We start from the raw sequence: 25,598 nt of genomic DNA, 5'->3' as shown, positions 1-25,598 counted from the left end.
TAATTTAATAGCACCCTACGCACAGTCGAAGGTCAAAAATCATATATTCTAATGGCAAACCCGCTAATAAAAATAACCAATATCAAACGAGATTTTGTACTTGGAAATGAAATCGTTTATGTACTTAAAGGCATTGATTTAGAAATAAATAAAGGAGAATATGTAGCATTGATGGGACCTTCAGGATCTGGAAAATCAACTTTAATGAATTTATTAGGCTGTTTAGACACGCCAACTTCCGGGAGTTATATCTTGAACGGAAAAGACGTCAGCCAGATGAAAGATGATGAATTAGCCGAAATTCGAAATAAAGAAATAGGATTTGTTTTCCAGACTTTCAACCTTTTACCCAGAACCACCGCATTAGACAACGTGGCTTTACCCATGATTTATGCCGGATTTTCAAAATCGGAAAGAAAAGCACGAGCTACCGAAGTTTTGGAACAAGTAAATCTTGCAGACAGAATGGATCACCAGCCCAACCAACTTTCGGGAGGACAACGCCAGCGTGTGGCAATTGCGCGTGCTTTGGTCAACAAACCGTCCATCATTCTTGCCGATGAACCTACCGGAAATCTGGACAGTAAAACGTCATTAGAAATCATGAAACTTTTTGGAGACATCCATAGTAATGGAAACACGGTAATTCTGGTAACGCACGAGGAAGAAATTGCCGCTTATGCACACCGAATCATTCGTTTGCGTGACGGACTTATAGAAAGCGACACTACCAAATAGTTTTTTCAGGAGCTTTTTCCGGCTATCCGCTTGTATCTCTTTCTTACCATTCTTCCTTCGTCTGAATGACAAGAAAGAGGATACCGCTTTTATCCGGGCTAGGAAATCCAAATTACAATTGCGTTTAAAATTCCAAATAATACCTATCAAAAAATGAAAATCGCCATCCTAACCTGCGAAAAACTTCCCGATTTAAATCCAGAAGATCAAAAAATAATTCCTGCATTAGCCAACCATAATATAGAAGCCAGCGCCGCTATTTGGAGTGACACAACCATTAACTGGAGTGATTTTGACTACTTGATTTTCCGTAATACTTGGGATTATTTCGAGAAAGAAACCGAGTTTAAAATTTGGCTAGACCAAATAGAAAAACTGGGAATCAAAACACTAAATCCTATTGAAATAATCAAGCAAAACATCCATAAGTTTTACTTGCGTGAAATGGAACAGCAAGGAATTACAATTTTGCCAACCGTTTTCATTGATAAAACAGATCATCTTAATCTTGCAGAACTGATTCCCTCACACTGGAAAAAAGCGGTTATAAAACCGGCATTTTCAGCAGGATCCTATCTCACCGAAGTTTTTGAAGTCTCAGAAATTCAAGCAGTAAGCGAAAAATATAAAAGTATAGCTGCTGAAAAAGAGTTGCTTTTACAGGAATTCATGCCAGAGATTCAAACATTGGGAGAAACTTCCTTTATCTTTTTCAATAAAAAATTCTCACATGCGGTGAATAAAAAACCCGTGGATGGCGATTTTAGAGTACAATCTCTTTTTGGAGGAAAATACAATTTGGTTCAACCCAATTCAGAAATGATTGAGAAAGCCCAAAAAGTAGTAAATACATTTCAAGAAAAATTACTGTATGCGCGAGTAGACGGAATTCTTATTGAGAACGAACTCTATTTAATGGAAATTGAATGCATTGAACCTGATTTATATTTCAATCTCAGTGAAAATTCACTGGAACGATTTGTTGCAGCAATAGTGGAATTAATACGCTAAATTTGTTTTTTAAATCAAATAAACGGTAGATGAAAGTATATACAAAGACTGGAGATAAAGGAACAACAGCACTTTTTGGCGGAACCAGAGTCCCAAAAGACCATGCTCGAATTGAAAGTTACGGAACCGTTGACGAGTTGAACTCTCATGTTGGTCTGATTCGCGATCAGGAAATGAATGCGCATTACAAAGAAATCCTTATCGAAATCCAAGATCGTCTATTTACTGTTGGTGCTATATTAGCAACGCCACCGGAAAAAGAAGTGATGAAAAACGGTGAACTTCGTTTGAAAAATTTGGGAATTATAGAATCTGACATTGAATTATTGGAAAATGAAATTGACGCTATGGAAGAAGCATTACCGCCAATGACTCATTTTGTACTTCCAGGCGGACATACCACTGTGTCATATTGTCATATTGCGCGTTGTGTTTGTCGCAGAGCAGAGCGTTTAGCCGTCCATTTAAGCCACAATGAACCCGTTGCTGAAATCGCAATCAAGTACTTAAACCGACTTTCTGACTACCTTTTTGTGTTGGCACGAAAGTTGTCTCATGATTTGAACGCTGCCGAAGTTCAATGGATTCCGAGGAAGTAGTTGGCAGTTTACAGTTGTAAGTTTGCAGTTAAAAGCTGAACACTAAATACCGAACACTGAACACTAAATAAAACGTTCTTAACTTTAACTAAAAATAAATGTTTTTTTACTTGTCTTTTTCAGTAAAAAATTTATTTTTGCACAAAACTAAATCGACAACACATGTATTGGACATTAGAATTAGCATCTTATTTAAGCGATGCACCGTGGCCTGCTAACAAAGACGAACTTATTGACTACGCTATTAGAGCAGGAGCTCCATTAGAAGTAGTAGAAAACCTTCAATCTATAGAGGATGAAGGCGAGATATATGAATCAATGGAAGAAATTTGGCCAGATTATCCTACTGACGAAGATTATCTTTGGAATGAGGATGAATATTAAAAGGTAAACCAATAAAAAAGTCTCAAAAGAGGCTTTTTTTTGGTTTAAATTTACAGAAGTACACAATTAGAAATAAAAACATATCATGAGTTTCATAAACAGTATTATTAAAGTCTTTGTTGGCGATAAGTCACAAAAAGATGTCAAAGCTTTACAACCTTATCTCAACAAAATAAAAACTTTTGAGGAACCACTAATGGCATTATCCCATGATGAACTTAGAGGTCGAACAAACTTTTTTAAGGACAAAATAAAAGAAGCTCGTTCAGAAAAAGACGCAAAAATTACTGCGCTGAAACTGGAAGTAGAAAGCATTGAAGACATTGACAAAAGAGAAGATATTTATGTTGCTATTGATGCACTTGAAAAAGAAGCTTACGATATCTCTGAGAAAACCTTAATGGAAATTCTTCCGGAAGCCTTTGCCGTTGTTAAAGAAACAGCAAGACGTTTTAAAGACAACACCCAAATAGTGGTAACTGCAACTGCAAAAGACCGTGAACTTTCGGCTATTAAAAGCTACATTACCTTAGATGGTGACAATGCAATTTGGGCAAATTCATGGAGTGCTGCAGGAAAAGAAATTACTTGGGACATGATTCACTATGACGTACAATTAATTGGCGGAATGGTTTTGCATGAAGGAAAAGTAGCTGAAATGCAAACAGGTGAAGGAAAAACATTGGTGGCAACTTTACCGCTTTACTTAAATGCATTGACAGGAAATGGTGCGCATTTAGTAACTGTGAATGATTATTTGGCAAAAAGAGATAGTACTTGGAAAGCGCCATTATTCGAATTTCACGGTATGACTGTAGAATGTATTGACAATTACCAACCAAGTTCTGAAGGAAGAAAAAAAGCGTACGATGCTGATATCACTTACGGAACTAATAATGAATTTGGTTTTGACTATTTGAGAGATAACATGGCACATTCGCCAGAAGATTTAGTGCAAAGAAAACACAATTACGCTATTGTCGATGAGGTCGATTCTGTTTTAATTGATGATGCCAGAACACCATTGATTATTTCAGGTCCGGTTCCGCAAGGAGATCGTCATGAATTCATGGAAATGAAACCAAAAATTGAAAACTTAGTTAGTTTACAACGCCAGTTGGCAAACGGTTTCTTATCTGAAGCAAAAAAATTAATAAAAGAAGGAAATACCAAAGAAGGTGGATTCCAATTATTAAGAGCTTACAGAGCATTACCAAAAAACAAGGCATTAATTAAATTTTTGAGTGAAGAAGGAATCAAACAATTGCTTCAAAAAACGGAGAATCAATACATGCAGGATAACAAAAGAGAAATGCACAAGATTGATGAGGCATTGTATTTTGTTATTGAAGAAAAAAACAATCAGGTTGAATTGACAGACAACGGAATTAAATACCTTTCTGGAGATACGGACTCTGACTTTTTTGTACTTCCGGACATTGGAACTGAAATTGCCGCTATCGAAAAGAAAAAATTAGATAAAGACACTGAAGCCGAAGAAAAAGAACAATTGTTTCAAGATTTTGGTATAAAAAGTGAGCGTATTCACACGTTGACACAACTCTTGAAAGCCTACGCTTTATTCGAAAAAGATGTAGAATATGTAATCATGGATAACAAAATCATGATTGTTGATGAGCAAACCGGTCGTATTATGGACGGTCGTCGTTATTCTGACGGATTGCACCAAGCAATTGAAGCCAAAGAAAATGTAAAAATCGAAGCCGCTACACAAACATTTGCAACCGTTACGTTACAGAATTATTTCAGAATGTACAACAAACTGGGAGGAATGACTGGAACAGCCTCGACTGAAGCAGGTGAGTTATGGCAAATATATAAATTAGACGTTGTAGAAATTCCTACGAACAGAGGAATGGCCAGAAAAGACAAAGAGGATTTTATTTATAAAACTACTCGTGAAAAATTCAATGCCGTTATCGAAGACGTAACTGAATTATCTAAAGCAGGAAGACCGGTTCTTATTGGTACAACTTCTGTAGAGATTTCAGAATTATTAAGCCGAATGTTGAAAATGAGAGGCGTTGCACACAATGTCTTGAATGCAAAAATGCACAAACAAGAAGCGCAAATTGTTGAAGAAGCAGGGAAACCTGGTGTGGTAACTATTGCAACGAATATGGCTGGTCGTGGTACCGATATTAAATTATCTGCCGAAGTAAAAGCCGCTGGTGGATTAGCAATTGTAGGAACAGAACGTCATGATTCCCGTCGTGTTGACCGTCAGTTACGTGGTCGTGCAGGACGTCAAGGTGATCCTGGAAGTTCCCAGTTTTATGTTTCTCTTGAAGACAACCTAATGCGTTTGTTTGGTTCTGAAAGAGTGGCTAAAGTGATGGACAGAATGGGATTGCAGGAAGGTGAAGTGATTCAGCATTCTATGATGACTAAATCTATCGAACGTGCTCAGAAAAAAGTAGAAGAAAACAACTTTGGTGTTCGTAAACGTTTATTGGAATATGATGATGTAATGAACGCACAACGTGAAGTAGTATACAAACGTCGTCGTCATGCATTGTTTGGAGAGCGATTGAAATTGGATATTGCGAACATGCTTTATGATACTTGTGAATTGATTGTTGATGAAAACAAAGCAACAAATAATTTCAAAAACTTTGAATTCGAATTGATTCGTTATTTCTCTATTACTTCACCAGTTACTGAAAGTGAATTCAGTAAATTGAGTGAAATGGAATTAACCGGTAAAATATACAAAGCTACGCTGGAATATTATACGGAGAAAACCGAAAGAAGTGCCAGAGAAGCATTCCCAATCATAAAAAGTGTTTACGAAGATAAAAACAACCAATTTGAGCGTATTGTAGTTCCTTTTACAGACGGAATCAAATCGTTGAATGTAGTTACTGATTTAAAAAAAGCCTACGAAACTGAGGGAGCTCAACTTGTTGCTGATTTCGAAAAAAACATCACTTTATCTATTGTAGATGAAGCTTGGAAGAAACACTTACGTAAAATGGATGAGTTGAAACAATCGGTTCAACTTGCGGTTCACGAACAAAAAGATCCATTACTTATTTACAAACTGGAAGCGTTCAATTTGTTTAGAGCAATGATTGACAATGTAAACAAGGAAGTGATTTCATTCTTGTTCAAAGGGGACTTGCCGGCTCAAGAGAATCAACAAATTCAAGAAGCGAAAGAAGTTCGTCAACAAGAAGACTATAAATTAAGTAAAGACGAAATTCCAAATAGTGAAAGTGCTAATCGTGAAGCGGGGGAAACGCAACAACGACAAGTTACCGAAACTATCGTGAGAGATATGCCAAAAATCAATCGTAATGATAACGTAACGATTCAAAACGTGGCCAACGGACAAATACAAGAAATGAAATACAAAAAAGCCGAAAGCTTAATCGCTTCAGGACAATGGGTTATCGTTAACTAATAACCGTTTCAATTCCTTATTATTACATTCCCCAATTACGAAAGTAGTTGGGGAATTTTTTTTGGAGCTATTCCCGCCATACGTTTCAATCTTGTGGGGCTAAACGAAAGCCCCACAAGGATTTTCACTACTGTCGGGGCTAGGGATTTTTCGATAAATAACTCTGTTTACGGTTTTACGTACTAATGCTACAATGAAAGAATATATTTTTAACGATTTAATTACTTGTTCAAATTTATAAGTATTTTCAGCGATTAATTTATATATTTGAAAATCAATAAAGTCTGATGTTTATCAGACCTATCTACCCTTTTTTGGGGTGACAAGTCGCATATCGTCAGACCATATACTCGTTATAGGCAAGGCCCGAAACTGACACTATAAGAACATACTGGTATTAAAACAGACACATTTGAAAACTGATGAACGATAAAATAACAAGAGAGAAATTATTTGGACAACTTGATTTTAAGACAATAGCAACTGACCCAGACTTTAAAGAAGATAGTGTTAGAGAGGTAATTATTCTTCCTATTTTAAAAGAACTTGGTTACACGCAAGAAAATATTGTTCGTAGTAAAACTTTGCAACACCCATTTTTGAAAATTGGGAGCAAAAAAAGGCCAATAAATCTTATTCCAGACTACACATTGAAAGTTGAGAATAATTTTGCTTGGGTACTAGACGCAAAAGCACCAAATCAAAAAATTATCAATGACGATAATGTAGAGCAGGTTTATAGCTATGCAACACATCCCGAAATTAGAAGTAATTATTTTACACTTTGCAACGGCTTGGAGTTTTCAATTTACAGGACTTCAGACACAGACAAACCAGTTTTGTTTTTTGAAATCGAAAATATTGAAAGGCATTGGGAAGATTTAAAATTATTTCTATCCCCGTCCAGTTTTCAAATTGGTAAAAACTTTACCTATGGTGCAACTACGGCAACCGCAAAACCTAAAGGGGATTTTGACTACAACACAAGACCGTTACTTGAAGAAATCCCTGTGAAAAAGCAATCCGCTAAGCGACACTTTGGTGTTCACGGTTACTTTACAAAACAAACTTGGAATGTAGTTGCTGACTACATAAAAAATTTCAGTAAACCAGGAGACTTGGTACTTGACCCTTTTGGAGGTAGTGGTGTTACTGCAATAGAAGCATTGATGAATAGTAGAAGTGCAGTAAACATTGACTTAAATCCAATGGCTGTTTTTATTGTTCAAGCTCTTATTGCACCCGTCAATCAAACTGACTTAGCACGAGCCTTTGAAGAAGTAATAGAAGAATATAAAAAGAAAGAACCAACTACAGAAGCAGAAATCAAAAAAGCCTTAAAAAAATATCCTGGGCCAAAACCGATTTCATTACCTAAAGGTTCAGATGTTGAAACGGTTGACCAATTATTTAGCGATAAACAAACGGCACAATTAGGTTTGCTAAAATCAACTATAAAAAAACAGACAAATGAAAATATACGCAATTCATTATTGCTTATGTTTTCAGGGCTTGTTACAAAAGTCAATTTGACTTATCATACCACCCCCAATAAACCGAAAGCAGGACAAGGAGACTGTTCTGCTTTTCGTTATTATCGGTATAGAATTGCTCCAAGTCATGTTGATGTAGATGTTATGTATTACTTTGAACTTCGGTTCAAAAAAGTAAGAGAAGCAAAAAAAGAAATGGAGTATTTCATTAATGAAAACACCATTTCCAACGCACAGATTATCAAAGGCACAGCAACCAACTTGAAATTTATTCCAAAAGAAAGTATTGATTACATTTACACAGACCCACCTTATGGGAAGAAAATCCCTTACCTCGATTTATCAGCAATGTGGAACGCTTGGCTTGACTTGGAAGTAACCGAACAAGACTTTAAAGAAGAAGCTATTGAAGGTGGTGAACACAATAAGAGTAAAAATGAGTACAATGAGTTAATAGTACAAAGTATAAAAGAAATGTATCGTGTTTTAAAATTTGACCGTTGGCTTTCATTTGTTTTTGCTCATAAAGACCCTGAATTTTGGCATTTAATAATTGATACTGCAGAAAATTGTGGTTTTGAATATGTTGGTGCAGTTCCTCAAAAAAATGGACAAACAAGTTTTAAGAAAAGACAAAATCCTTTCACTGTTTTATCAGGACAATTGATTATCAATTTCCGTAAGATTCGTAATCCAAGATCAATAATGAAGGCTAATTTAGGAATGGACATTGCTGAAATTGTAATGCAAACTATTGAGGGTGTCATTGCAAAGAACAACGGAGGAACTTTAGAGCAAATCAATGACGAGTTAATCATTAAAGGTTTGGAACTGGGTTTTCTTGACTTACTTAAAAAGGAATATTCAGACCTTACTCCTATTTTGCTTGAGAACTTTGACTATAATGAAACAACAGAGCAATTCACTATAAAAAAGAATACTAAATTTCAAACGCACCTTGACGTAAGACTTCGAATTAAATACTACTTAATTAGCTATTTACGAAGAATGGAAAGAGAAAATAAATCCTCACATTTTGACGAAATGGTTTTAGCAATTTTACCTCTTTTAAAAAATGGAACAACTCCGGAAAGTCAAACAATTTTAAATGTACTAGAAGATATTGCTGAACATATTGGACAAGACGAATGGAGGTTAAAGCGTGAAGGACAAACAACACTATTTGACTAATGGGGAGAAGTCCGCTCTGCAAAGGGTCTCTGAAAACACATGAATTTTTCGTAAAAGCTGCGCAAATGTCTCTGACTTTGCGCAATTTTTAGAACTTGATAGTATATTAAAACGTAATAAAGTGGCTGACTTTCATCAACCCGATTGCGCGTATTTGCAGTCCGTGACCACAATGATAAGCACTTATCAAAAGAAAATACTAGGTGTGATTGCTTCGTTCCTCGCAATGACTCAGCAAACCGTTAAAATCTAATTTAAGCGTTCGTTTACACTACCTTGGGTTTTCCTCAAAATACCGTTCTTCAATTCGTTTAATGGATTTTTTGGCCCAAGCCAAACGCTTTTCTAAGATTTCATTTTTGGATAAATGCCAATCAATGTTTAAATTACACAATCGGTTCTTTAATTTTCAATGATTACAACTGCTGAAACGGTATTGAAATTAGCTTCTGAGCAACTGATAAAATATTCTCTTTATTAATTTCAGGTAAATTTGCAAGAGGAAACAATTGCTGTCCAGGACGGCTAACAAATGCCGTTTGCCAACCAGCCCAATTTGCACCGGCAACATCCCAACCGTGGGCAGCTATCAACATACATTCATTCGGTTTTAATCCCATTTTTTTGGCAGCCCAATTATAAGTATCTGCATGAGGCTTGAATTTACTTACATCTTCTATACTTAACACATCGTCAAATAGATCATGAATCCCTGCATATTTAAGTTGCGTTTCTACCGCTTTATTGGATGAGTTAGTGAAGGCAACTAATTTAAAACCTTCTCTTCTTAAAAGTAAGAGAGCTTCTTTCACTTCTGGATGTGCAGGCAATGATAAAATTGGAGCAACAGCATCTTTAGCTTGTTTATCCGTTATATCAATTCCATTTTTGTGGGCAACCATTATAAGTGCAGCGGCTCCAATTGTTCCAAAATCATGATATTGATTTGCTACTGTTGTAACCAATGAATACTGAAGCATTGTAGTGAACCACAAGGACATCAATTCAGGATGACCTCCTAGCGCTGCGCCAATACTTTTTTTCATGCTATTAAGATCCAGCAACGTTTCATTTACATCAAAAAATAAAACCTTGGGTCTTTGTAAATAACCAGCGCTGTACTCCTCATTATTGTCTGTCTCCTCTTTTAAAATTAAAATAGGCGCGCTAATTTCTTCTTCTCCAACAGTCAATGTGGTATTTACTAAACCTTGGTTGCTATTTTTAAATTCTTTCATTGTTTTTCTTTTTAAATCATGCGTTAAATAAAATATACGACAAAGTATCTTGTTTCGTGAAAATAGTACAAGTTACATGATATTTTTTAAAATAAAAAACATTAGCGTACCATTATATGAAAGAACTATTTCACGTTTTCAGAAAAATACCGTTCTTCTATTCTCTTAATATCTTTTATGGAATTTTTGGCCCAAGCCAAACGCTTTTCTAAAATTTCATTTTCAGATAAATGCCAATCAATGTTTGAATTGCGCAATCGATTGGTCAGGTTTTGAATGATGATTGCCGCCGAAACCGAGATATTCAAACTTTCGGTAAAACCTACCATCGGGATTTTAAGAAAACCATCGGCACGTTGTAAAATTTCTTCAGACAATCCGTCTCTTTCTGTTCCAAAAAATAAAGCGCTTGGTTTCGAAATATCAAAATCATCCATCAAGCAATCATTCTCATGTGGCGTAGTGGCAATGATTTGATACCCCTTATTTTTTAACGTATCCACACAATTCGTAATACTGTCGAATGTATTGATATCAACCCATTTTTGAGCGCCCATGGCAATTTCCTTATCGATACTTTTTCCGTAACGCTGCTCGATAACATTCAATTCCTGAATTCCAAAAATCTCACAACTGCGCATCACCGCGCTCGTATTGTGCATCTGGAAAATATCCTCAACAGCAATCGTAAAATGCTTGGTTCTGTTTTCCAATACTTTCAGAAATTTTTCTTTGCGGTTATCCGTTAAGATATTTTCAAGAAAATTAAGATAATCAATGTCAATCATTGCGGGTTATTTTTTTGGCAAAAATACTAAAAAAGAGTAGTTTTATTTTTTAATAAAAGCTAAAATAAAATAGAACACAGATGACACAGATTTAACGGATTTTCACAAATCACTTTAAATAAATTTTAAAAAATCCGTTTTAATTTGTTTAATCCGTGTCATCTGTGTTCCTTAATATTTAAAAATAATGAAAAAGAAATTAGTGGTTTTGACTGGTGCCGGAATCAGTGCCGAGAGTGGTATAAAAACTTTCCGTGACAGTGACGGACTTTGGGAAGGTCATAACGTTATGGACGTCGCAACTCCCGAAGGCTGGCATAAAAACCCGGCTTTGGTGCTGGATTTTTACAATCAAAGACGAAAACAACTCAAGGAAGTAGAACCTAATTTGGGTCATCAAATTCTCGCTGAATTAGAAAAGGATTTTGAGGTGCACATTATCACACAAAATGTAGATGATTTACACGAACGCGCCGGAAGTACTAATGTGTTGCATTTACACGGCGAATTATTAAAAGTGAGAAGTACCAAAAATCCAAATTACATTCTGGATTGGCAGGACGATTTGAATTTTGGTGATTTCGATGAGAATAAAAATCAATTGCGTCCGCATATCGTTTGGTTTGGTGAAGAAGTTCCAGCGCTTGATGAAGCGATTTCAATAACCCAAAATGCGGATTATTTTGCTGTTATAGGAACGTCATTACAAGTGTATCCTGCGGCTGGATTAATCGATTTCACAGCGCGAGAAACACCTATTTTTTATATTGATCCAAAACCCATAAAAATCCCAAATCTTCGAAATCCATTAGATGTGATTCCAGAAGTGGCTTCTGAAGGAATGAAAATACTAAAAAAGAAGCTTACAGCGTTTATTTAAAAAACCATTCGTTTTCTATTTTGTCTCGAAAGGTTTATATTTGTGCCTTTCGAACAAACAACTAAACAATGACTACTTTAAACGAATTGAATGCTATATCGCCAATCGACGGAAGATATAGAAACAAGACTATTTCACTGGCTCCATTTTTCTCTGAAGAAGCCTTAATCAAATACCGCGTATTGGTTGAAATTGAATATTTCATTGCTTTGTGCGAAGTGCCTTTGCCACAACTAAAAAACGTAAACCCAGATTTATTCGAAAGCTTACGCAACATTTATAAAAACTTCTCTACTGAAGATGCCCTTTGGATCAAAGAAACAGAGAAAGTAACCAACCACGATGTAAAAGCGGTGGAATACTTCATCAAAGATGCTTTTGAAAAACTAGGATTATCAGAATATAAAGAGTTTATCCACTTTGGATTGACTTCTCAAGATATTAATAATACGGCGATTCCGCTATCTACAAAAGAAGCTTTCGAGAAAGTATACATGCCTTCTTTGATTACTTTAACTTCAAAATTGAAAGATTTAAGCATCGAATGGAAGGATATTCCAATGCTTGCCCGTACGCATGGACAGCCGGCTTCTCCAACGCGTTTGGGTAAGGAAATTGGTGTTTTTGTAGAGCGTTTAGAAGAGCAAATGCGTTTGTTGTTTAATGTTCCTTTTGCAGCTAAATTTGGCGGAGCAACAGGAAATTACAATGCGCATCACGTGGCGTATCCTCAAATTGACTGGAGAAAATTCGGCGGGAAATTTGTGGAGGAAAACCTTGGTTTACACCACTCCTTTCCTACTACGCAAATTGAACATTACGATCATTTCGCTGCATTTTTTGATGCTTTGAAAAGAATAAATACGATTATCATCGATTTAGACCGAGATATTTGGACGTATGTTTCAATGGAATATTTCAAACAAAAAATCAAAGCGGGAGAAATAGGTTCTTCGGCAATGCCACACAAAGTGAACCCAATTGATTTTGAAAATTCAGAAGGAAATTTAGGAATTGCCAATGCTATTTTCGAACATTTATCAGCTAAATTACCGTTATCAAGATTACAACGTGATTTAACGGATAGTACGGTTTTGAGAAATATTGGTGTACCAATTGGACACACGCTAATCGCTTTTGAAGCTACTTTGAAAGGATTGAACAAATTGTTATTGAACGAACCAAAATTCCATGAAGATTTAGAGAAAAACTGGGCAGTCGTTGCTGAAGCGATTCAAACTATTTTACGTCGTGAAGCATATCCTAACCCGTATGAAGCTTTGAAAGGCTTAACAAGAACTAATGAAGCGATTGATAAAAAAGCAATTCACGGTTTTATAGCAACTTTAGAAGTTTCGGATGAAATTAAAGCAGAGTTGATGCAAATCACTCCAAGTAATTTCTTAGGAATATAAGTTTTAAGAAATTATTCTAATTTATAAAAACCCGTTGAAAAGAGATAAAAATTCTTTTCAACGGGTTTTTTATTGCTAAAAAAATCATAAAAAGCGACATTTAGCTCTAATAATGCTTAAAAAATTAAAGTTTTTTTATATCTTACCAATATACTCAAAAACCTTAAAAATAAGTAAACGCCTATGAATACCGCAGAAACAGTAGCAAATGTATCACACCACTTACAACCTTTAATTAGTGATTTAGGATTAATTCTTATGACAGCTGCTGTAGCAGTTTTGTTATTTAAAAAAATAAAACAGCCTCTCGTTCTGGGGTATTTAATTGCCGGATTTTTGGCAGGAAATCATTTTGATTTTTTCCCTTCGATAAAAGACATTAAAAGCGTAGAAGTTTGGGCAGAGATTGGAGTAATCTTTTTATTATTTAGTTTGGGGCTGGAATTTAGTTTTAAGAAACTGATGAAAGTGGGTGGAACTGCATCTATTACTGCTGTAACACAAATTATTTCGATGGTTGCCATCGGGTATTTAGCCGGCCAATGGATTGGCTGGAAACAGATGGACAGTATCTTTTTAGGAGTTATTCTTTCAATTTCATCTACCACTATTATTCTGAAAACATTTGATGAACTCGGAGTAAAAACCCAAAAATTTGCGGGAATAGTTATCGGTTCTCTCATTGTTCAAGATCTAGTTGCCATTTTGATGATGGTATTACTTTCTACAATTGCCGTGAGTCAACAGTTTTCGGGTGGAGAGCTGTTACAATCCGTTCTTAAACTGATCTTTTTCTTGACAATATGGTTTGTTGGAGGTATCTTTTTTATCCCGACTTTACTTAAAAAAGCCAAAAACATATTGACTGACGAAATGCTTTTAATCATCTCACTTGCTTTGTGTTTAATGATGGTTATTCTTGCTGCCAATGTTGGTTTTTCTCCTGCATTAGGTGCTTTCATCATGGGTTCCATCATTGCCGAAACAACTCAGGCGGAGCACATCGAGCATTTAGTTAAACCTGTTAAAGACCTTTTTGGTGCGGTTTTCTTTGTATCGGTTGGTATGCTAATTAATCCAGATACATTGACCGAATATGCTTTGCCTGTCGCTATTTTGACATTCGTAGTGATTATAGGACAATCCGTAAGTTCAACAATTGGTGCTTTACTTTCAGGGCAACCTCTGAAACAATCGGTGCAAACCGGAATGAGTTTATCGCAAATTGGGGAATTCTCCTTTATTATTGCAACACTGGGAATGACATTGAATGTAACCAGTGATTTTCTTTATCCAATTGTAGTGGCTGTATCAGCAGTGACGGCTTTTACGACTCCTTTTATGGTCAAATTCTCCACTCCATTTTCGGAATATCTGGAAAAAAAACTGCCTAGAAAATGGATTAAAAAAATTGAAAGATATAGTGCTAATGCGCAATCCATAAAATTAGTAAGCAACTGGCAAATAGTCGTACGTGCGTTTCTGACGCAGGTGATTATCCATTCCGTAATTATCGTGGCTGTCATTTTACTTTCATCAAAATTCATTCTGCCTTTAGTTCAAGGATCACAATTTGGAAACATATTCGCGGCATTAATTACAATCGTAATAATATCTCCTTTTTTATGGGCGTTATCCTTGCGACGTGTAGCGGCAAAAGAAGTAGCTATTTTGAGAGAAGAACGTAAATATCGCGGACCAATACTGATGATGATTTTGCTACGAATGGTATTAGCCCTTTTTTATATTGGATTTTTATTAAATATCTTTTTCTCTCCTGGAATCGCTTTTATAATGCTGATTGCTGCCGTTGTGGTTTATTTTATTTTTCCAAAAAAATTAAATGCGCAATATCACAAAATTGAAGATCATTTTTTGAAAAATTTAAATGCCAGAGAAATTAAAAAAGCGGTAAGAAGTCGTAGTGATTTAACACCTTGGGATGGTCACATGACTACTTTTGAAGTTGCTCCAACCTCAAATATTGCTGGAAAAACATTAGAAAAATTAAGTATTCGGGAACAATTAGGAATTAATATCGCTTTCATCAAGCGTGGTGAAATTACCATTAATATTCCCAGCAGAAACGAAAGATTATTTCCCGGAGATGAAATTTGTGTCATTGGAACCGACTTACAAGTGGCCGCATTTAAAAAATATTTGGATCAAAATGAAATTGATATTCCACCAACCCCCACTCAATCTGATATTGTTTTACAGCAGTTAGAACTTATAAATGAAGCATTTATTGGAAAAAGCATACGGGATTCTGAATTACGTGAAAAAACACGTGGCTTGATTGTTGGTTTGGAAAGAGGAGGAAAAAGAATTCTCAATCCAGAATCAAAATTGATTTTAGAAAAAAACGATATTCTTTGGATTGTGGGCAGTAAAAAATTATTAGCTAATCTTTCCAAAAATTAAATAAAGGAGATTTATTTTTTTGAATTCTATTCTTTAGATTCTTGTAATACAAAAGATAGCTTTTAAATATATCCCGTCTGAACTAAATTTTAGATTTTGTTTTGACGGGATTTTCTGTTTATTACTTTAAAAAAAGTATTTGAACGATTGTAAATTATTAAGATTAAGCAATATTTTATACCTTAGACCAGTTTTATTTTCATTAAAACATTGTAAATCGATACAATAATTCTTTTAAATAGTTAAAATAAATTTCATGCCAAAAAATAAAATCTTAATCCTATTTTCGCATCCGCTATTCGAGAAATCTCATGCGAATAAAGCTTTGGTGGAGAATATTCCCGATTCAGAAAACATCACTTTTCATGATTTATATGAGCAATATCCCGATTTTGATATTGATGTAAAATACGAACAGGATTTATTAAGTAAGCATGATATTATTATTTGGCATCATCCCATGTACTGGTATAGTTGTCCGCCATTGATGAAGCAATGGATTGATATGGTGCTGGAACATAACTGGGCTTATGGAAAAAAGGGTAAAGCGCTACAGGATAAAATTATTTTTCAGGTCATTACAACTGGAGGCAATAAGGAAAATTATTGTGAAACGGGTAGTGATCGCTATAGTATTCTTGAATTATTGGAACCCTTTAACCAAACTGCAAAAGTGTGTAATATGATTTATTTACCACCTTTTGTAGTACATGGAACACATAATATGGAAAAGGAAGATTATGAAAAAAATGGTTTGATTTATGGTTATTTTTTGGACTATTTAGAAAACAATAATTTAGATACGGATGAAATTTTGCAACACCACTATTTGAATGAATGGTTTGCAACAATACTGACTTAATATGGATACGAATTTTTTACTTCAGGCAATCATTTATTTAACAGCTGCGGTAATTTGTGTACCTATTGCTAAAAAATTAGGTTTGAGTTCTATTTTAGGCTATTTATTGGCCGGAATAGTGATTGGTCCCTATGTACTTGGTTTTATTGGTCAGGAAGGTCAGGATATTATGCATTTTGCTGAATTTGGCGTTGTAATGATGTTATTTTTAATTGGTTTAGAATTAGAACCAAGCAAATTTTGGAAAATGCGGAAGTTTATTCTTGGAATGGGATCTTTGCAATTGATAGGAACCACTCTTATTCTATTTATCGGATGTCTTTTTTTTATGGACTGGAAGTGGGAAACTACATTAGCAATTTCACTGGCATTAGCTTTGTCTTCTACTGCTATTGTATTGCAAACTTTAAAAGAAAAAGGATTGTCAAATACTTCCGTGGGACGCTCCTCATTTGCTGTTTTACTTTTTCAAGATATAGCAGTAATCCCAATTTTAGCCTTTTTACCACTTTTGTCAACAGTCAATCTTGAAGCAACAAATGATGCACCACAATCATTAATTACGGGATATGCGAGTTGGTTACAAACGGTAATCGTAATTGGAATTATTTCGACAATCTATTTTGCAGGTCGCTTTTTATTTGTCCCCTTATTACACATAATTGCAAAAACCAGGTTACAGGAATTGTTTACCGCTTCAGCATTACTATTGGTCGTTGGTGTTTCATACATGATGCAATTAATTGGATTAAGTCCTGCGCTTGGTGCTTTTATGGCGGGAGTAGTATTGGCTAACTCCGAATTTCGTCATGAATTAGAAGGTGATATTGCACCATTTAAAGGATTGCTTTTGGGATTGTTTTTTCTGGGTGTCGGTGCCTCAATAAACTTTCAATTAATTATTGACAATCCATTTTTCATTTTTGTCTTTGGAGCGATTCTAACTTTAGTAAAATTCATAGTGCTATTTTTCACCAGTCGATTTTACAAAAAGAAATTGGATCAAAATCTGCTTTTTGCTTTTGGCTTAAGCCAAGCAGGAGAATTTGGTTTTGTAATCATGAGTTTTTGCATGCAATTGAATATTGTACCTAATGTTTTAGCCAATCAAATTATGGCGGTCATAGCCATGAGCATGGTTGCAACTCCTTTTTTGCTTCTAATAAATGAGCGAATAATTTATCCAAACACCCGAACTCAGGAAAAAGAAATAAAAAAAGATAATGATTATATTGACGAAGACAATCCCGTTATTATAGCTGGTTTTGGACATTTTGGAAGTACAGTGGGGCGATTATTAAGAGCAAACCAAATAAAATCAACAATTCTGGATTATGATTCAGACCGAATCGATTTATTACGGAAGATGGGCTTTAAAGTCTATTATGGAGATGCAACCCGGCTAGAACTATTGAAAGCTGCCGGTTGTGAAAATGCTAAAGTTTTCATCGCTGCTATAGATAATCCAACCGTAAATCTTCAAGTCATTGAAACCTTAAAAAAGCACTTTCCAAATTTAAAAATCTTAACTCGTGCCCGAAACCGAAATGATGCTTACGAATTAATCGATCATAAAGTGGAACATATTTATAGAGAAACTTTATATAGCGCTGTAAATATGGGTGTTGATGCATTAGTAGAATTAGGTCTTCGAAAATATACGGCTACCAGACAAGGTCAACAATTTATAAAATACGATGAAATTACCACACGTAAACTGGCCGAAAAACGTCATGATAAAATGGCGTATATGATTACCATTAGGGAAGAACTTGAACTACAAGAACAATTATTAAAGAGTGATATTTATTCCCAAGTTGCCGCAACCAATCACAGTTGGGACAGTCAACATTTGAAAAATAATTTGGCTGACTTGTCTGATTCCTCTGAATTACAGGACTAAAGTTTAAAGCAATAAAAAAGCATAATTAAAACCCTAAAACGGAATTAATTATGCTTTTTTTATGATTTTAAAACTATAAATTATCTTGAATAATTCGGAGCTTCTTTTGTAATAGTTACATTATGAGGATGACTTTCGTTGATTCCGCTTGCGGTAATACGAACAAAACGTCCCGTTTCTTGTAATGTAGGAATATCTTTTGAGCCACAATATCCCATTCCGGCACGAAGACCTCCAATGAATTGTTGCATGCTTTCGTTCAATTCTCCTTTATAAGGCACACGTCCTACAATTCCTTCCGGAACTAATTTCTTAACATCATCTTCCACATCTTGGAAATAACGGTCTTTTGAACCTTCTTGCATCGCTTCAACAGAACCCATTCCACGGTATGATTTAAATTTTCTTCCTTCGAAAATAATAGTTTCACCAGGAGATTCCATAGTACCCGCCAGTAATGAACCTAACATCACACAATCCGCACCTGCAGCAATCGCTTTAGGAATATCACCTGTATAACGAATTCCACCATCAGCAATTACTGGAACGCCAGTACCTTTAATCGCTGCAGCTACTTCAAGTACTGCAGAAAACTGAGGAAAACCAACACCCGCAACAATACGAGTTGTACAGATAGAACCTGGTCCAATCCCTACTTTTACCCCATCTGCGCCATTTTCAACAAGATATTTGGCTGCTTCAGCAGTGGCAATATTACCAACAATAACATCTAAGTCAGGAAATTTAGCTTTCACTAATTTTAGTACATCTACCACTCCTTTTGTATGTCCGTGAGCGGTATCGATTATAACCGCATCTACTCCAGCGTTAACCAAAGCAGTCGCTCTTTCAACAGCATCTGCAGTTACACCTAATGCAGCAGCTACACGTAAACGTCCGTATTTGTCTTTATTTGCATTTGGTTTTTGAGTTAATTTAGTGATGTCTCTAAATGTAATCAAACCAACTAATTTATATGCTGCATTTACAACAGGTAATTTTTCGATTTTATGACCTTGCAAAACGACTTCTGCTTGTTCCAGAGAAGTACCTTCGGCAACAGTTACTAAGTTTTCACTGGTCATTACCTCAACAATAGGTCTTGAACTATTTTTTTCAAAACGCAAATCTCTATTGGTAACGATTCCTTTTAATATTTGATTTTCATCTACAATTGGAATACCTCCAATACCGAATTCTTTCATCGCATTTTTAGCATCTGCAACAGTAGAAGTCAATGGCAAAGTAACTGGATCGATAATCATTCCAGACTCCGCACGTTTTACTTTTCTAACTTTCGCAGCTTGTTGCTCGATTGTCATATTTTTATGCAAAACACCAATTCCACCTTCTTGCGCCATAGCAATTGCCATTGCACTTTCGGTAACTGTATCCATAGCAGCAGATACAATAGGAACATTAAGTGTAATATTTCTTGAAAATTTTGATTGAATACTCACTTCGCGAGGAAGCACATTTGAGTAGTTAGGAACTAATAGAACATCATCGTAAGTTAATCCTTCACCGATAATCTTAGAGTTGTGTGCGATCATTGCAATTGTAGTTGGAGTTTAATTGCGTGCAAATATAGACAATCTTATGCAAAAAAACGAGTAAATTTTATAATAAATGATTAAATTGCATTATAGAGTTTTCTCTAATCCAACTTCTTCCGTTTTTATAATCTGTGAAATTTGATTCATTTATTTTTTGCCATGACAGAACCGCAACAACAAATAAAAGGACTTTCAAATGATGAAGTCTTGCAATCAAGAACAAAATATGGAGTAAATTCCATAACACATCAGGACAACAATAATTTCTTTACTTCTCTAATCGAAATGGTTAAAGAACCTATGTTTTTGTTGCTTTTGACGGCTACCAGCATTTATTTTATTACTGGCGATTTTGGCAACGGAATTTTTATGGCGGTCGCTATTATATTAGTTTCTACGATATCGCTTTATCAAGAATCAAAAAGCCGAAACGCAATCGAAGCTTTAAAAAAATTATCCCAACCCAAAAGTAAAGTCATTCGCAATAGCGAAATTATAGAAATCCCGAACGAGGAAATTGTCTTAGGCGATTTCATCCAAACGGAAGAAGGAACCTTTATCCCGGCAGATGGTATCATTATCAAGTCTAATGATTTTTCAATAAATGAATCCATTCTTACCGGTGAATCGCTGGCTGTCTTTAAAAATGAAACGTCCGAAAACAACCAGGTATATCTTGGAACAATTGTCACAAGCGGTTTAGCCATTTGTGAAGTAATAGCCATTGGGAACCAAACCCAATTAGGAAAAATAGGCAAAAGTCTGGAAACAATTATCGAAGAAAAAACGCCTTTGCAGATACAAATTGGGAACTTTGTAAAAAAGATGTCTTTTGTAGGATTGGGAATTTTTGGTATTGTTTGGATCATAAATTATTATAATTCCAAAGATGTTCTGGACAGTTTACTAAAAGCCTTAACCTTAGCAATGAGTATCATTCCTGAAGAAATTCCAGTGGCCTTTACCACTTTTATGGCGCTTGGAGCCTGGCGCTTGATGAATATGGGAATAATTGTCAAGCAAACAAAAACTGTAGAAACTCTGGGCAGTGCCACCGTAATTTGCACCGATAAAACGGGAACAATTACCGAAAACAAAATGAGTTTGGCGCAATGGTATACTTTTTCATCGAATGAAATATCTAATCCAAAGAAGCAGTTAAATAATGATGAACTCGAATTATTAACGCTTTCCATGTGGGCCAGTGAACCTATTCCGTTTGACGCAATGGAAATTGCATTACATGAAGCCTATTCAAAATTAGAAATCCCAGATGAACGAGCCAATTTCAAATTAATACATGAATATCCATTGTGTGGAAAGCCTCCAATGATGACCCATGTTTTTGAAAACCAAAATGGAACCAGAATTATTGCTGCCAAAGGTGCTCCCGAAGCATTAATTGCATGCTCTAATCTATCCGAAAAAGAAACACAACAAATTCTTGCAGCAATGACAACTATGGCAACGGAGGGATTTCGAGTGCTGGGTGTTGGCGTTGCTAAATTTTCAGGAACAGATTATCCCAAAACGCAACAGGAATTTTCTTTTGATTTCAAAGGGCTGGTCGCTTTTTATGACCCGCCAAAAGAGAATATAAAAGCAGTTTTTGAAACATTTTATAAGGCAGGTATTCAAGTAAAGATAGTTACTGGGGACAATGCAGCGACAACAGCCACCATAGCCAAACAAATTGGTTTTCGAAACGCAGAAAAAACACTAAATGGAGATGAATTAATGGCAATGGACGATACCACTTTGAAAGAAAAAGTAATGGAAACTGCCATTTTCACAAGAATGTTTCCTGAAGCCAAACTCAAAATCATAAAAGCGTTGAAAGACAACTATCAAATTGTAGCCATGACTGGCGATGGTGTAAATGACGGACCCGCTTTAAAATCAGCGCACATAGGAATTGCAATGGGCAAAAAAGGAACTGAAATTGCCAAACAAGCCGCAAATCTTATCCTTATTGAGGATGATTTTTCAAAAATGATTGATGCCATTGCGATGGGCCGTAAAATATATAATAATCTAAAAAAAGCCATACAATACATTATTTCTATACATATCCCAATCATCATGATTGTCCTTATTCCTTTGGCTTTAGGATGGATTTATCCAAATATTTTTTCTCCGGTTCATGTCATTTTTCTGGAGATAATTATGGGACCTACGTGTTCTATAATTTATGAAAACGAACCCATGGAACACAATTTGATGCTACTCGAACCAAGACCATTTACCACTACCTTTTTTAAACTGAAAGAAATAACGATAAGTATTATTCAAGGACTTGTAATTACGTTGGGACTTTTATTTGTCTACCAATATTGTGTGGCTGACAATTGCTCCGAGAGTGCCACAAGAACTGTTGTATTCCTCACTTTGATTGCTTCCAATATTTTCTTGACACTCACCAACCGTTCTTTTTACTATTCTATATTTACAACATTAAAATATAAAAATAATTTAGTCTTAATGATTATCGGCGCAACCATTCTAATCACTGTTTTATTGTTGTTTGTTCCTTTATTTGCTCATTTTTTCGAGTTCGAAAGGGTTTCTGGATTTCAAATTTGCTTGAGTATTTTAGTGGGATTTGTCTCAGTTCTTTGGATAGAAATTTACAAACGATTTAAACGACAAAAAATCAAATAAAAACCAATATTATTTTTTACTATCCTTAAAAATAACATTAAGACCTAGCTGAAAAGACAGACTATTGGCTTTAGTGACATCCCTATATTCCAAAAGATTATCGGCAAGAACATAGAAATTCACCGGTCCAAACATACTGGACAATCCCAATCCTATATTTTTATAGGAATAGGAATCTATGGTATAGGTTGCTTTCATTTGCAAGGAATTGAAAATTTTTCTTCTGTAGTAGGTCGTAAAAGCAACTAAAGGCGTTCTTGGGGTAGACATCACAAATAATTGAGCTCCTACAGCACTTTTATAAATGGTTTCTGGATCGTAATTAAGACAATTGCAATCTTCTGCCCTTTCTTCTTCGAATGAAAATTGAATGGAAGTATTGAATTTTGTAGGCCGCCAAGTTGTATAATCAGCATACAAAGTATCCAAAGGAACAGCATCCTTAAATTCTTGATATCCATCTTCTGCTGAATTTCCAGAACTGAATTTGGGAATAACTCCTTCGTATTTATAAGTTCCTTTAAAAGTCAAACTTTCTACCTCATTAGTATGTTTTATAAAACCAAAATCAATAACACTTGCTGTTAATTGAATATTTTTCTTTGGATAATAAGTCAGACCGGCATCAAATCCCAAACCTAAATTACCTCCTAAAAAAGCTCTTTTGGTAATATCTTTTACCACATTTGGATCATAATCTTCGTCATCATATTTAGCAATCCCCGATGTGTTGAATTGCAAATTCGAATAAATCATTTGCTCATAAACCCCTTGTGTGGAAGGAATAGTATAAATATATCCTGAATTATTAGTGGAATTGACATTATAAATACTGGAATAGATCTTTCCTCGCGCTCCTAGAATAAATTTTTCATTTATCTTTTTATGAAATCCAAGATGAAAAACAGAAAGCATTTCTGCTTTTACATTCAAATCTCCTAAATTGAAAACTTTACCCAAATAATCTCTATTTCCGTCCAAAGCCAAAATTGCAATATCTTTAGGAACATAGCTCATAAAATCAAATTCTTGGTACACACCAAAAGAAACATAGGAATCCCCTTGTTCTCCAGCTATTTTAAAACCTCCATTAAATAATTCTATTTGTTCGTTTAGGGCTATTCTATCTTTTCGTGTTGTGGAAAACACTACATTTCTCAGTTTCACATTAAAATCGACTCCGTTATCTGCAAATAAATCATACGCTGAGAATCCACTCGAACCAACATTTGTAGAAATACCAGACAATAAAGGAATCCCAAAATACCAATTGTACTTCACATCAGAACCCGGATTTGTCAACAAAGACTGAGGCACCGAAGTGAAATTATATAAAATTTGTTTGTTTTGTGAAAAGCTACCTACTGTTAGAAATAGAACAAAAATCAAAATTTTTTTTCTCATTCTACTACAAAATAAGCGGTTACTCCTGAACGTAATTTTATACTCCCTACACTACTTTCGCTTAATGGTGGTCCAGCAAGCATGGTGAGTGTGAAGGTAATTTTAGTTGTCCTTTTTAATAAGTCCAAGGTAGCATTTTGAAATATTTCAGTTTTAGTAACTATATTTTCTACACCGGAGTAAGCAGGCACAATAAGATTTGTGGAATGAACAGGCTGATTATTTCTATCCAGAAATACTAGATCCATTCTGTAGCTTCTATTTATAGTATTGTTAATTTCAAAAAAAAGGTCGACTCTATTCAACTTTTCCGTGAAAAATTTTTCACTGAACACATCAACAGTTGGCGCATCAAAAATTACGTTTTGTTCAACTCCTTCAGTTACAAACTGATTTGCCTGAACATCAAAATAAGCTAAATTTGATATAAATATAGGTTCTAATTTTATATCATTAACTTGATTATAATCTAAATCACTTGCGCATGAAAATGAAAATAATATCAGAATTAGTATACTTAAGATTCTATGGATGGCCCGTAGTTTCATCATATTAGTCTATTAAAAGTAAATTAGGGAACTGTATAACTAACGTGTCAATCATAAACTTATTATTTTTTCAATATTTAAAGTTCAATTACTATTCTTTCTATTTAATGAAACTCACCAAACAACTTAGAAGCCTCATTGTAAGCACTTTCAAAACTCATAGGACTCATATCCGTTTTTTCTTTTTGAGAAGTAAAATAGGATAATAGTTTCTCTGTAGGCATGTTACCCGTCAAATCATCTGTTGCCATTGGACATCCGCCAAAACCTTGAATAGCACCATCAAAACGACGACAACCCGCTTTATAAGCTGCGTCAATTTTCTCAAACCATTTATCAGGTGTCGTATGAAGATGAGCGCCAAATTCTATTTTTGGGTATTTTGGAATTAAATTCGAAAACAAATACGAAATCACATCTGGTGTCGAACTTCCTACCGTGTCCGAAAGTGATAAGATTTTGACTCCCATTAAAGCTAATTTTTCAGTCCACTCTCCTACTATTTCAACACTCCAAGGATCTCCGTAAGGATTACCAAATCCCATAGAAAGATAGGCTACAACTTCTTTATTCGTGCTATCTGCAATTTCTAGGATTTCTTGTAACGTAATTAATGATTCAGCAATCGTCTTGTGGGTGTTCCGCATTTGGAAATTCTCAGAAATCGAAAATGGAAATCCTAAATACTGTATTTCAGAATGATTTGAAGCTAGAGTTGCTCCTTGCGTATTTGCAATAATTGCCAATAATTTACTTTTGGTTTGTGATAAATCAAGTTGTGCCAAAACTTCAGCGGTATCTTGCATTTGTGGAATCGCTTTAGGCGAAACAAAGCTTCCAAAATCTATAGTATCAAAACCTACACGCAATAAAGACTGAATATAAGTCACTTTTCTTGCCGTAGGAATAAAAGGCTTTATGCCTTGCATGGCATCACGTGGACATTCTATAATTTTTATTGGCTCCATAGAGAGCCAAAGATAGAAAAACAATTATGATTTTTAAATTATGATTTTTAAATTTTCTAAAATTGATTCTATTACATAATTTGGTAATAAATTAAAATATTACATAAT

18 protein-coding genes are annotated in these 25,598 nt (G+C 35.0%); 12 read left to right on the top strand and 6 right to left on the bottom strand.

Annotated features, from left to right (window positions below; all coding sequences use genetic code 11):
• Window positions 1-51 precede the first annotated feature (51 nt).
• The 6 genes from QLS97_RS07890 to QLS97_RS07865 all read left to right on the top strand — a co-directional run bounded on the left by QLS97_RS07890 (window position 52) and on the right by QLS97_RS07865 (window position 8,843).
• Window positions 52-738 carry an ABC transporter ATP-binding protein gene (locus QLS97_RS07890; protein WP_282715696.1) on the top strand — a complete coding sequence of 229 codons (687 nt, stop codon included), beginning with the start codon at window positions 52-54 and terminating at the stop codon, window positions 736-738.
• A 153-nt stretch (window positions 739-891) separates the two neighbouring features.
• A complete protein-coding gene (locus QLS97_RS07885) occupies window positions 892-1,749 on the top strand; it encodes an ATP-grasp domain-containing protein (protein WP_282715694.1) in 858 nt (285 codons plus the stop codon).
• Between the two features lie 29 nt (window positions 1,750-1,778).
• A complete protein-coding gene (locus QLS97_RS07880) occupies window positions 1,779-2,348 on the top strand; it encodes a cob(I)yrinic acid a,c-diamide adenosyltransferase (protein ID WP_282715692.1) in 570 nt (189 codons plus the stop codon).
• A gap of 162 nt (window positions 2,349-2,510) precedes the next feature.
• Window positions 2,511-2,732, top strand: coding sequence for a DUF2795 domain-containing protein (locus tag QLS97_RS07875; RefSeq protein WP_007138072.1), 222 nt, complete (start codon window positions 2,511-2,513; stop codon window positions 2,730-2,732).
• An 85-nt stretch (window positions 2,733-2,817) separates the two neighbouring features.
• Window positions 2,818-6,159 (top strand): preprotein translocase subunit SecA, encoded by a 3,342-nt coding sequence (gene secA, locus QLS97_RS07870; protein ID WP_282715690.1) that lies wholly within the window; start codon window positions 2,818-2,820, stop codon window positions 6,157-6,159.
• 422 nt (window positions 6,160-6,581) lie between these two features.
• Complete coding sequence (locus QLS97_RS07865; RefSeq protein WP_282715688.1) at window positions 6,582-8,843, top strand: DNA methyltransferase; 2,262 nt, start codon at window positions 6,582-6,584, stop codon at window positions 8,841-8,843.
• A gap of 416 nt (window positions 8,844-9,259) precedes the next feature.
• Here the strand turns inward: QLS97_RS07865 and QLS97_RS07860 are convergent, their stop codons facing one another.
• Together QLS97_RS07860 and QLS97_RS07855 are read right to left on the bottom strand one after the other, a co-directional pair.
• Window positions 9,260-10,081 (bottom strand): haloacid dehalogenase type II, encoded by an 822-nt coding sequence (locus QLS97_RS07860; RefSeq protein WP_282715686.1) that lies wholly within the window; start codon window positions 10,079-10,081, stop codon window positions 9,260-9,262.
• A 125-nt stretch (window positions 10,082-10,206) separates the two neighbouring features.
• Window positions 10,207-10,869 (bottom strand): TrmH family RNA methyltransferase, encoded by a 663-nt coding sequence (locus QLS97_RS07855; protein ID WP_282715684.1) that lies wholly within the window; start codon window positions 10,867-10,869, stop codon window positions 10,207-10,209.
• A gap of 187 nt (window positions 10,870-11,056) precedes the next feature.
• Here QLS97_RS07855 and QLS97_RS07850 point away from each other — a divergent pair, with 187 nt between their 5' ends.
• The 5 genes from QLS97_RS07850 (at window position 11,057) to QLS97_RS07830 (ending at window position 18,353) form a co-directional block, all read left to right on the top strand.
• Window positions 11,057-11,749, top strand: a complete 693-nt coding sequence (locus QLS97_RS07850) for an SIR2 family NAD-dependent protein deacylase (RefSeq protein ID WP_282715682.1) — start codon at window positions 11,057-11,059, stop codon at window positions 11,747-11,749.
• Between the two features lie 68 nt (window positions 11,750-11,817).
• Window positions 11,818-13,164: an adenylosuccinate lyase gene (gene purB / locus QLS97_RS07845; protein ID WP_282715680.1), complete on the top strand. Its 1,347-nt coding sequence runs from the start codon at window positions 11,818-11,820 to the stop codon at window positions 13,162-13,164.
• 183 nt (window positions 13,165-13,347) lie between these two features.
• A complete protein-coding gene (locus QLS97_RS07840; RefSeq protein ID WP_282715678.1) occupies window positions 13,348-15,588 on the top strand; it encodes a cation:proton antiporter in 2,241 nt (746 codons plus the stop codon).
• A 256-nt stretch (window positions 15,589-15,844) separates the two neighbouring features.
• Entirely contained in the window at window positions 15,845-16,450 is a 606-nt protein-coding gene (locus QLS97_RS07835; RefSeq protein WP_282715676.1) for an NAD(P)H-dependent oxidoreductase, read from the top strand.
• Between the two features lies 1 nt (window position 16,451).
• Entirely contained in the window at window positions 16,452-18,353 is a 1,902-nt protein-coding gene (locus QLS97_RS07830; protein ID WP_282715674.1) for a monovalent cation:proton antiporter-2 (CPA2) family protein, read from the top strand.
• 80 nt (window positions 18,354-18,433) lie between these two features.
• Here the strand turns inward: QLS97_RS07830 and guaB are convergent, their stop codons facing one another.
• Window positions 18,434-19,906 carry an IMP dehydrogenase gene (guaB, locus tag QLS97_RS07825; protein WP_282715673.1) on the bottom strand — a complete coding sequence of 491 codons (1,473 nt, stop codon included), beginning with the start codon at window positions 19,904-19,906 and terminating at the stop codon, window positions 18,434-18,436.
• A gap of 141 nt (window positions 19,907-20,047) precedes the next feature.
• Here guaB and QLS97_RS07820 point away from each other — a divergent pair, with 141 nt between their 5' ends.
• Window positions 20,048-22,570 (top strand): cation-translocating P-type ATPase, encoded by a 2,523-nt coding sequence (locus QLS97_RS07820; protein WP_345956939.1) that lies wholly within the window; start codon window positions 20,048-20,050, stop codon window positions 22,568-22,570.
• A gap of 9 nt (window positions 22,571-22,579) precedes the next feature.
• On the opposite strand, the gene QLS97_RS07815 is transcribed toward QLS97_RS07820, so the two are convergent.
• The 3 genes from QLS97_RS07815 to QLS97_RS07805 all read right to left on the bottom strand — a co-directional run bounded on the left by QLS97_RS07815 (window position 22,580) and on the right by QLS97_RS07805 (window position 25,490).
• Window positions 22,580-23,974: a DUF5723 family protein gene (locus tag QLS97_RS07815; protein WP_282715671.1), complete on the bottom strand. Its 1,395-nt coding sequence runs from the start codon at window positions 23,972-23,974 to the stop codon at window positions 22,580-22,582.
• A complete protein-coding gene (locus QLS97_RS07810; RefSeq protein WP_282715669.1) occupies window positions 23,971-24,525 on the bottom strand; it encodes a hypothetical protein in 555 nt (184 codons plus the stop codon). The genes QLS97_RS07815 and QLS97_RS07810 overlap by 4 nt, the downstream gene beginning before the upstream one ends.
• A 101-nt stretch (window positions 24,526-24,626) precedes the next feature.
• Window positions 24,627-25,490, bottom strand: a complete 864-nt coding sequence (locus QLS97_RS07805) for a hydroxymethylglutaryl-CoA lyase (RefSeq protein WP_282715666.1) — start codon at window positions 25,488-25,490, stop codon at window positions 24,627-24,629.
• Between the last annotated feature and the right edge of the window lie 108 nt (window positions 25,491-25,598).

This window comes from Flavobacterium yafengii, assembly GCF_030010375.1.
In the GTDB taxonomy this organism is placed as follows: domain Bacteria; phylum Bacteroidota; class Bacteroidia; order Flavobacteriales; family Flavobacteriaceae; genus Flavobacterium; species Flavobacterium yafengii.
The sequence above is the reverse complement of the archived record's forward strand: the minus strand, read 5'-3'. Positions and strand labels throughout refer to the sequence as shown.

Coding starts and splice junctions, on each gene's coding strand:
- QLS97_RS07875 (WP_007138072.1), top strand. CDS start 2,511: ATGTATTGGACATTAGAATTAGCATCTTATTTAAGCGATGCACCGTGG.
- QLS97_RS07890 (WP_282715696.1), top strand. CDS start 52: ATGGCAAACCCGCTAATAAAAATAACCAATATCAAACGAGATTTTGTA.
- QLS97_RS07855 (WP_282715684.1), bottom strand. CDS start 10,869: ATGATTGACATTGATTATCTTAATTTTCTTGAAAATATCTTAACGGAT.
- QLS97_RS07810 (WP_282715669.1), bottom strand. CDS start 24,525: ATGATGAAACTACGGGCCATCCATAGAATCTTAAGTATACTAATTCTG.
- QLS97_RS07840 (WP_282715678.1), top strand. CDS start 13,348: ATGAATACCGCAGAAACAGTAGCAAATGTATCACACCACTTACAACCT.
- QLS97_RS07830 (WP_282715674.1), top strand. CDS start 16,452: ATGGATACGAATTTTTTACTTCAGGCAATCATTTATTTAACAGCTGCG.
- QLS97_RS07865 (WP_282715688.1), top strand. CDS start 6,582: ATGAACGATAAAATAACAAGAGAGAAATTATTTGGACAACTTGATTTT.
- QLS97_RS07815 (WP_282715671.1), bottom strand. CDS start 23,974: ATGAGAAAAAAAATTTTGATTTTTGTTCTATTTCTAACAGTAGGTAGC.
- secA (WP_282715690.1), top strand. CDS start 2,818: ATGAGTTTCATAAACAGTATTATTAAAGTCTTTGTTGGCGATAAGTCA.
- QLS97_RS07885 (WP_282715694.1), top strand. CDS start 892: ATGAAAATCGCCATCCTAACCTGCGAAAAACTTCCCGATTTAAATCCA.
- QLS97_RS07835 (WP_282715676.1), top strand. CDS start 15,845: ATGCCAAAAAATAAAATCTTAATCCTATTTTCGCATCCGCTATTCGAG.
- QLS97_RS07850 (WP_282715682.1), top strand. CDS start 11,057: ATGAAAAAGAAATTAGTGGTTTTGACTGGTGCCGGAATCAGTGCCGAG.
- guaB (WP_282715673.1), bottom strand. CDS start 19,906: ATGATCGCACACAACTCTAAGATTATCGGTGAAGGATTAACTTACGAT.
- QLS97_RS07880 (WP_282715692.1), top strand. CDS start 1,779: ATGAAAGTATATACAAAGACTGGAGATAAAGGAACAACAGCACTTTTT.
- purB (WP_282715680.1), top strand. CDS start 11,818: ATGACTACTTTAAACGAATTGAATGCTATATCGCCAATCGACGGAAGA.
- QLS97_RS07805 (WP_282715666.1), bottom strand. CDS start 25,490: ATGGAGCCAATAAAAATTATAGAATGTCCACGTGATGCCATGCAAGGC.
- QLS97_RS07860 (WP_282715686.1), bottom strand. CDS start 10,081: ATGAAAGAATTTAAAAATAGCAACCAAGGTTTAGTAAATACCACATTG.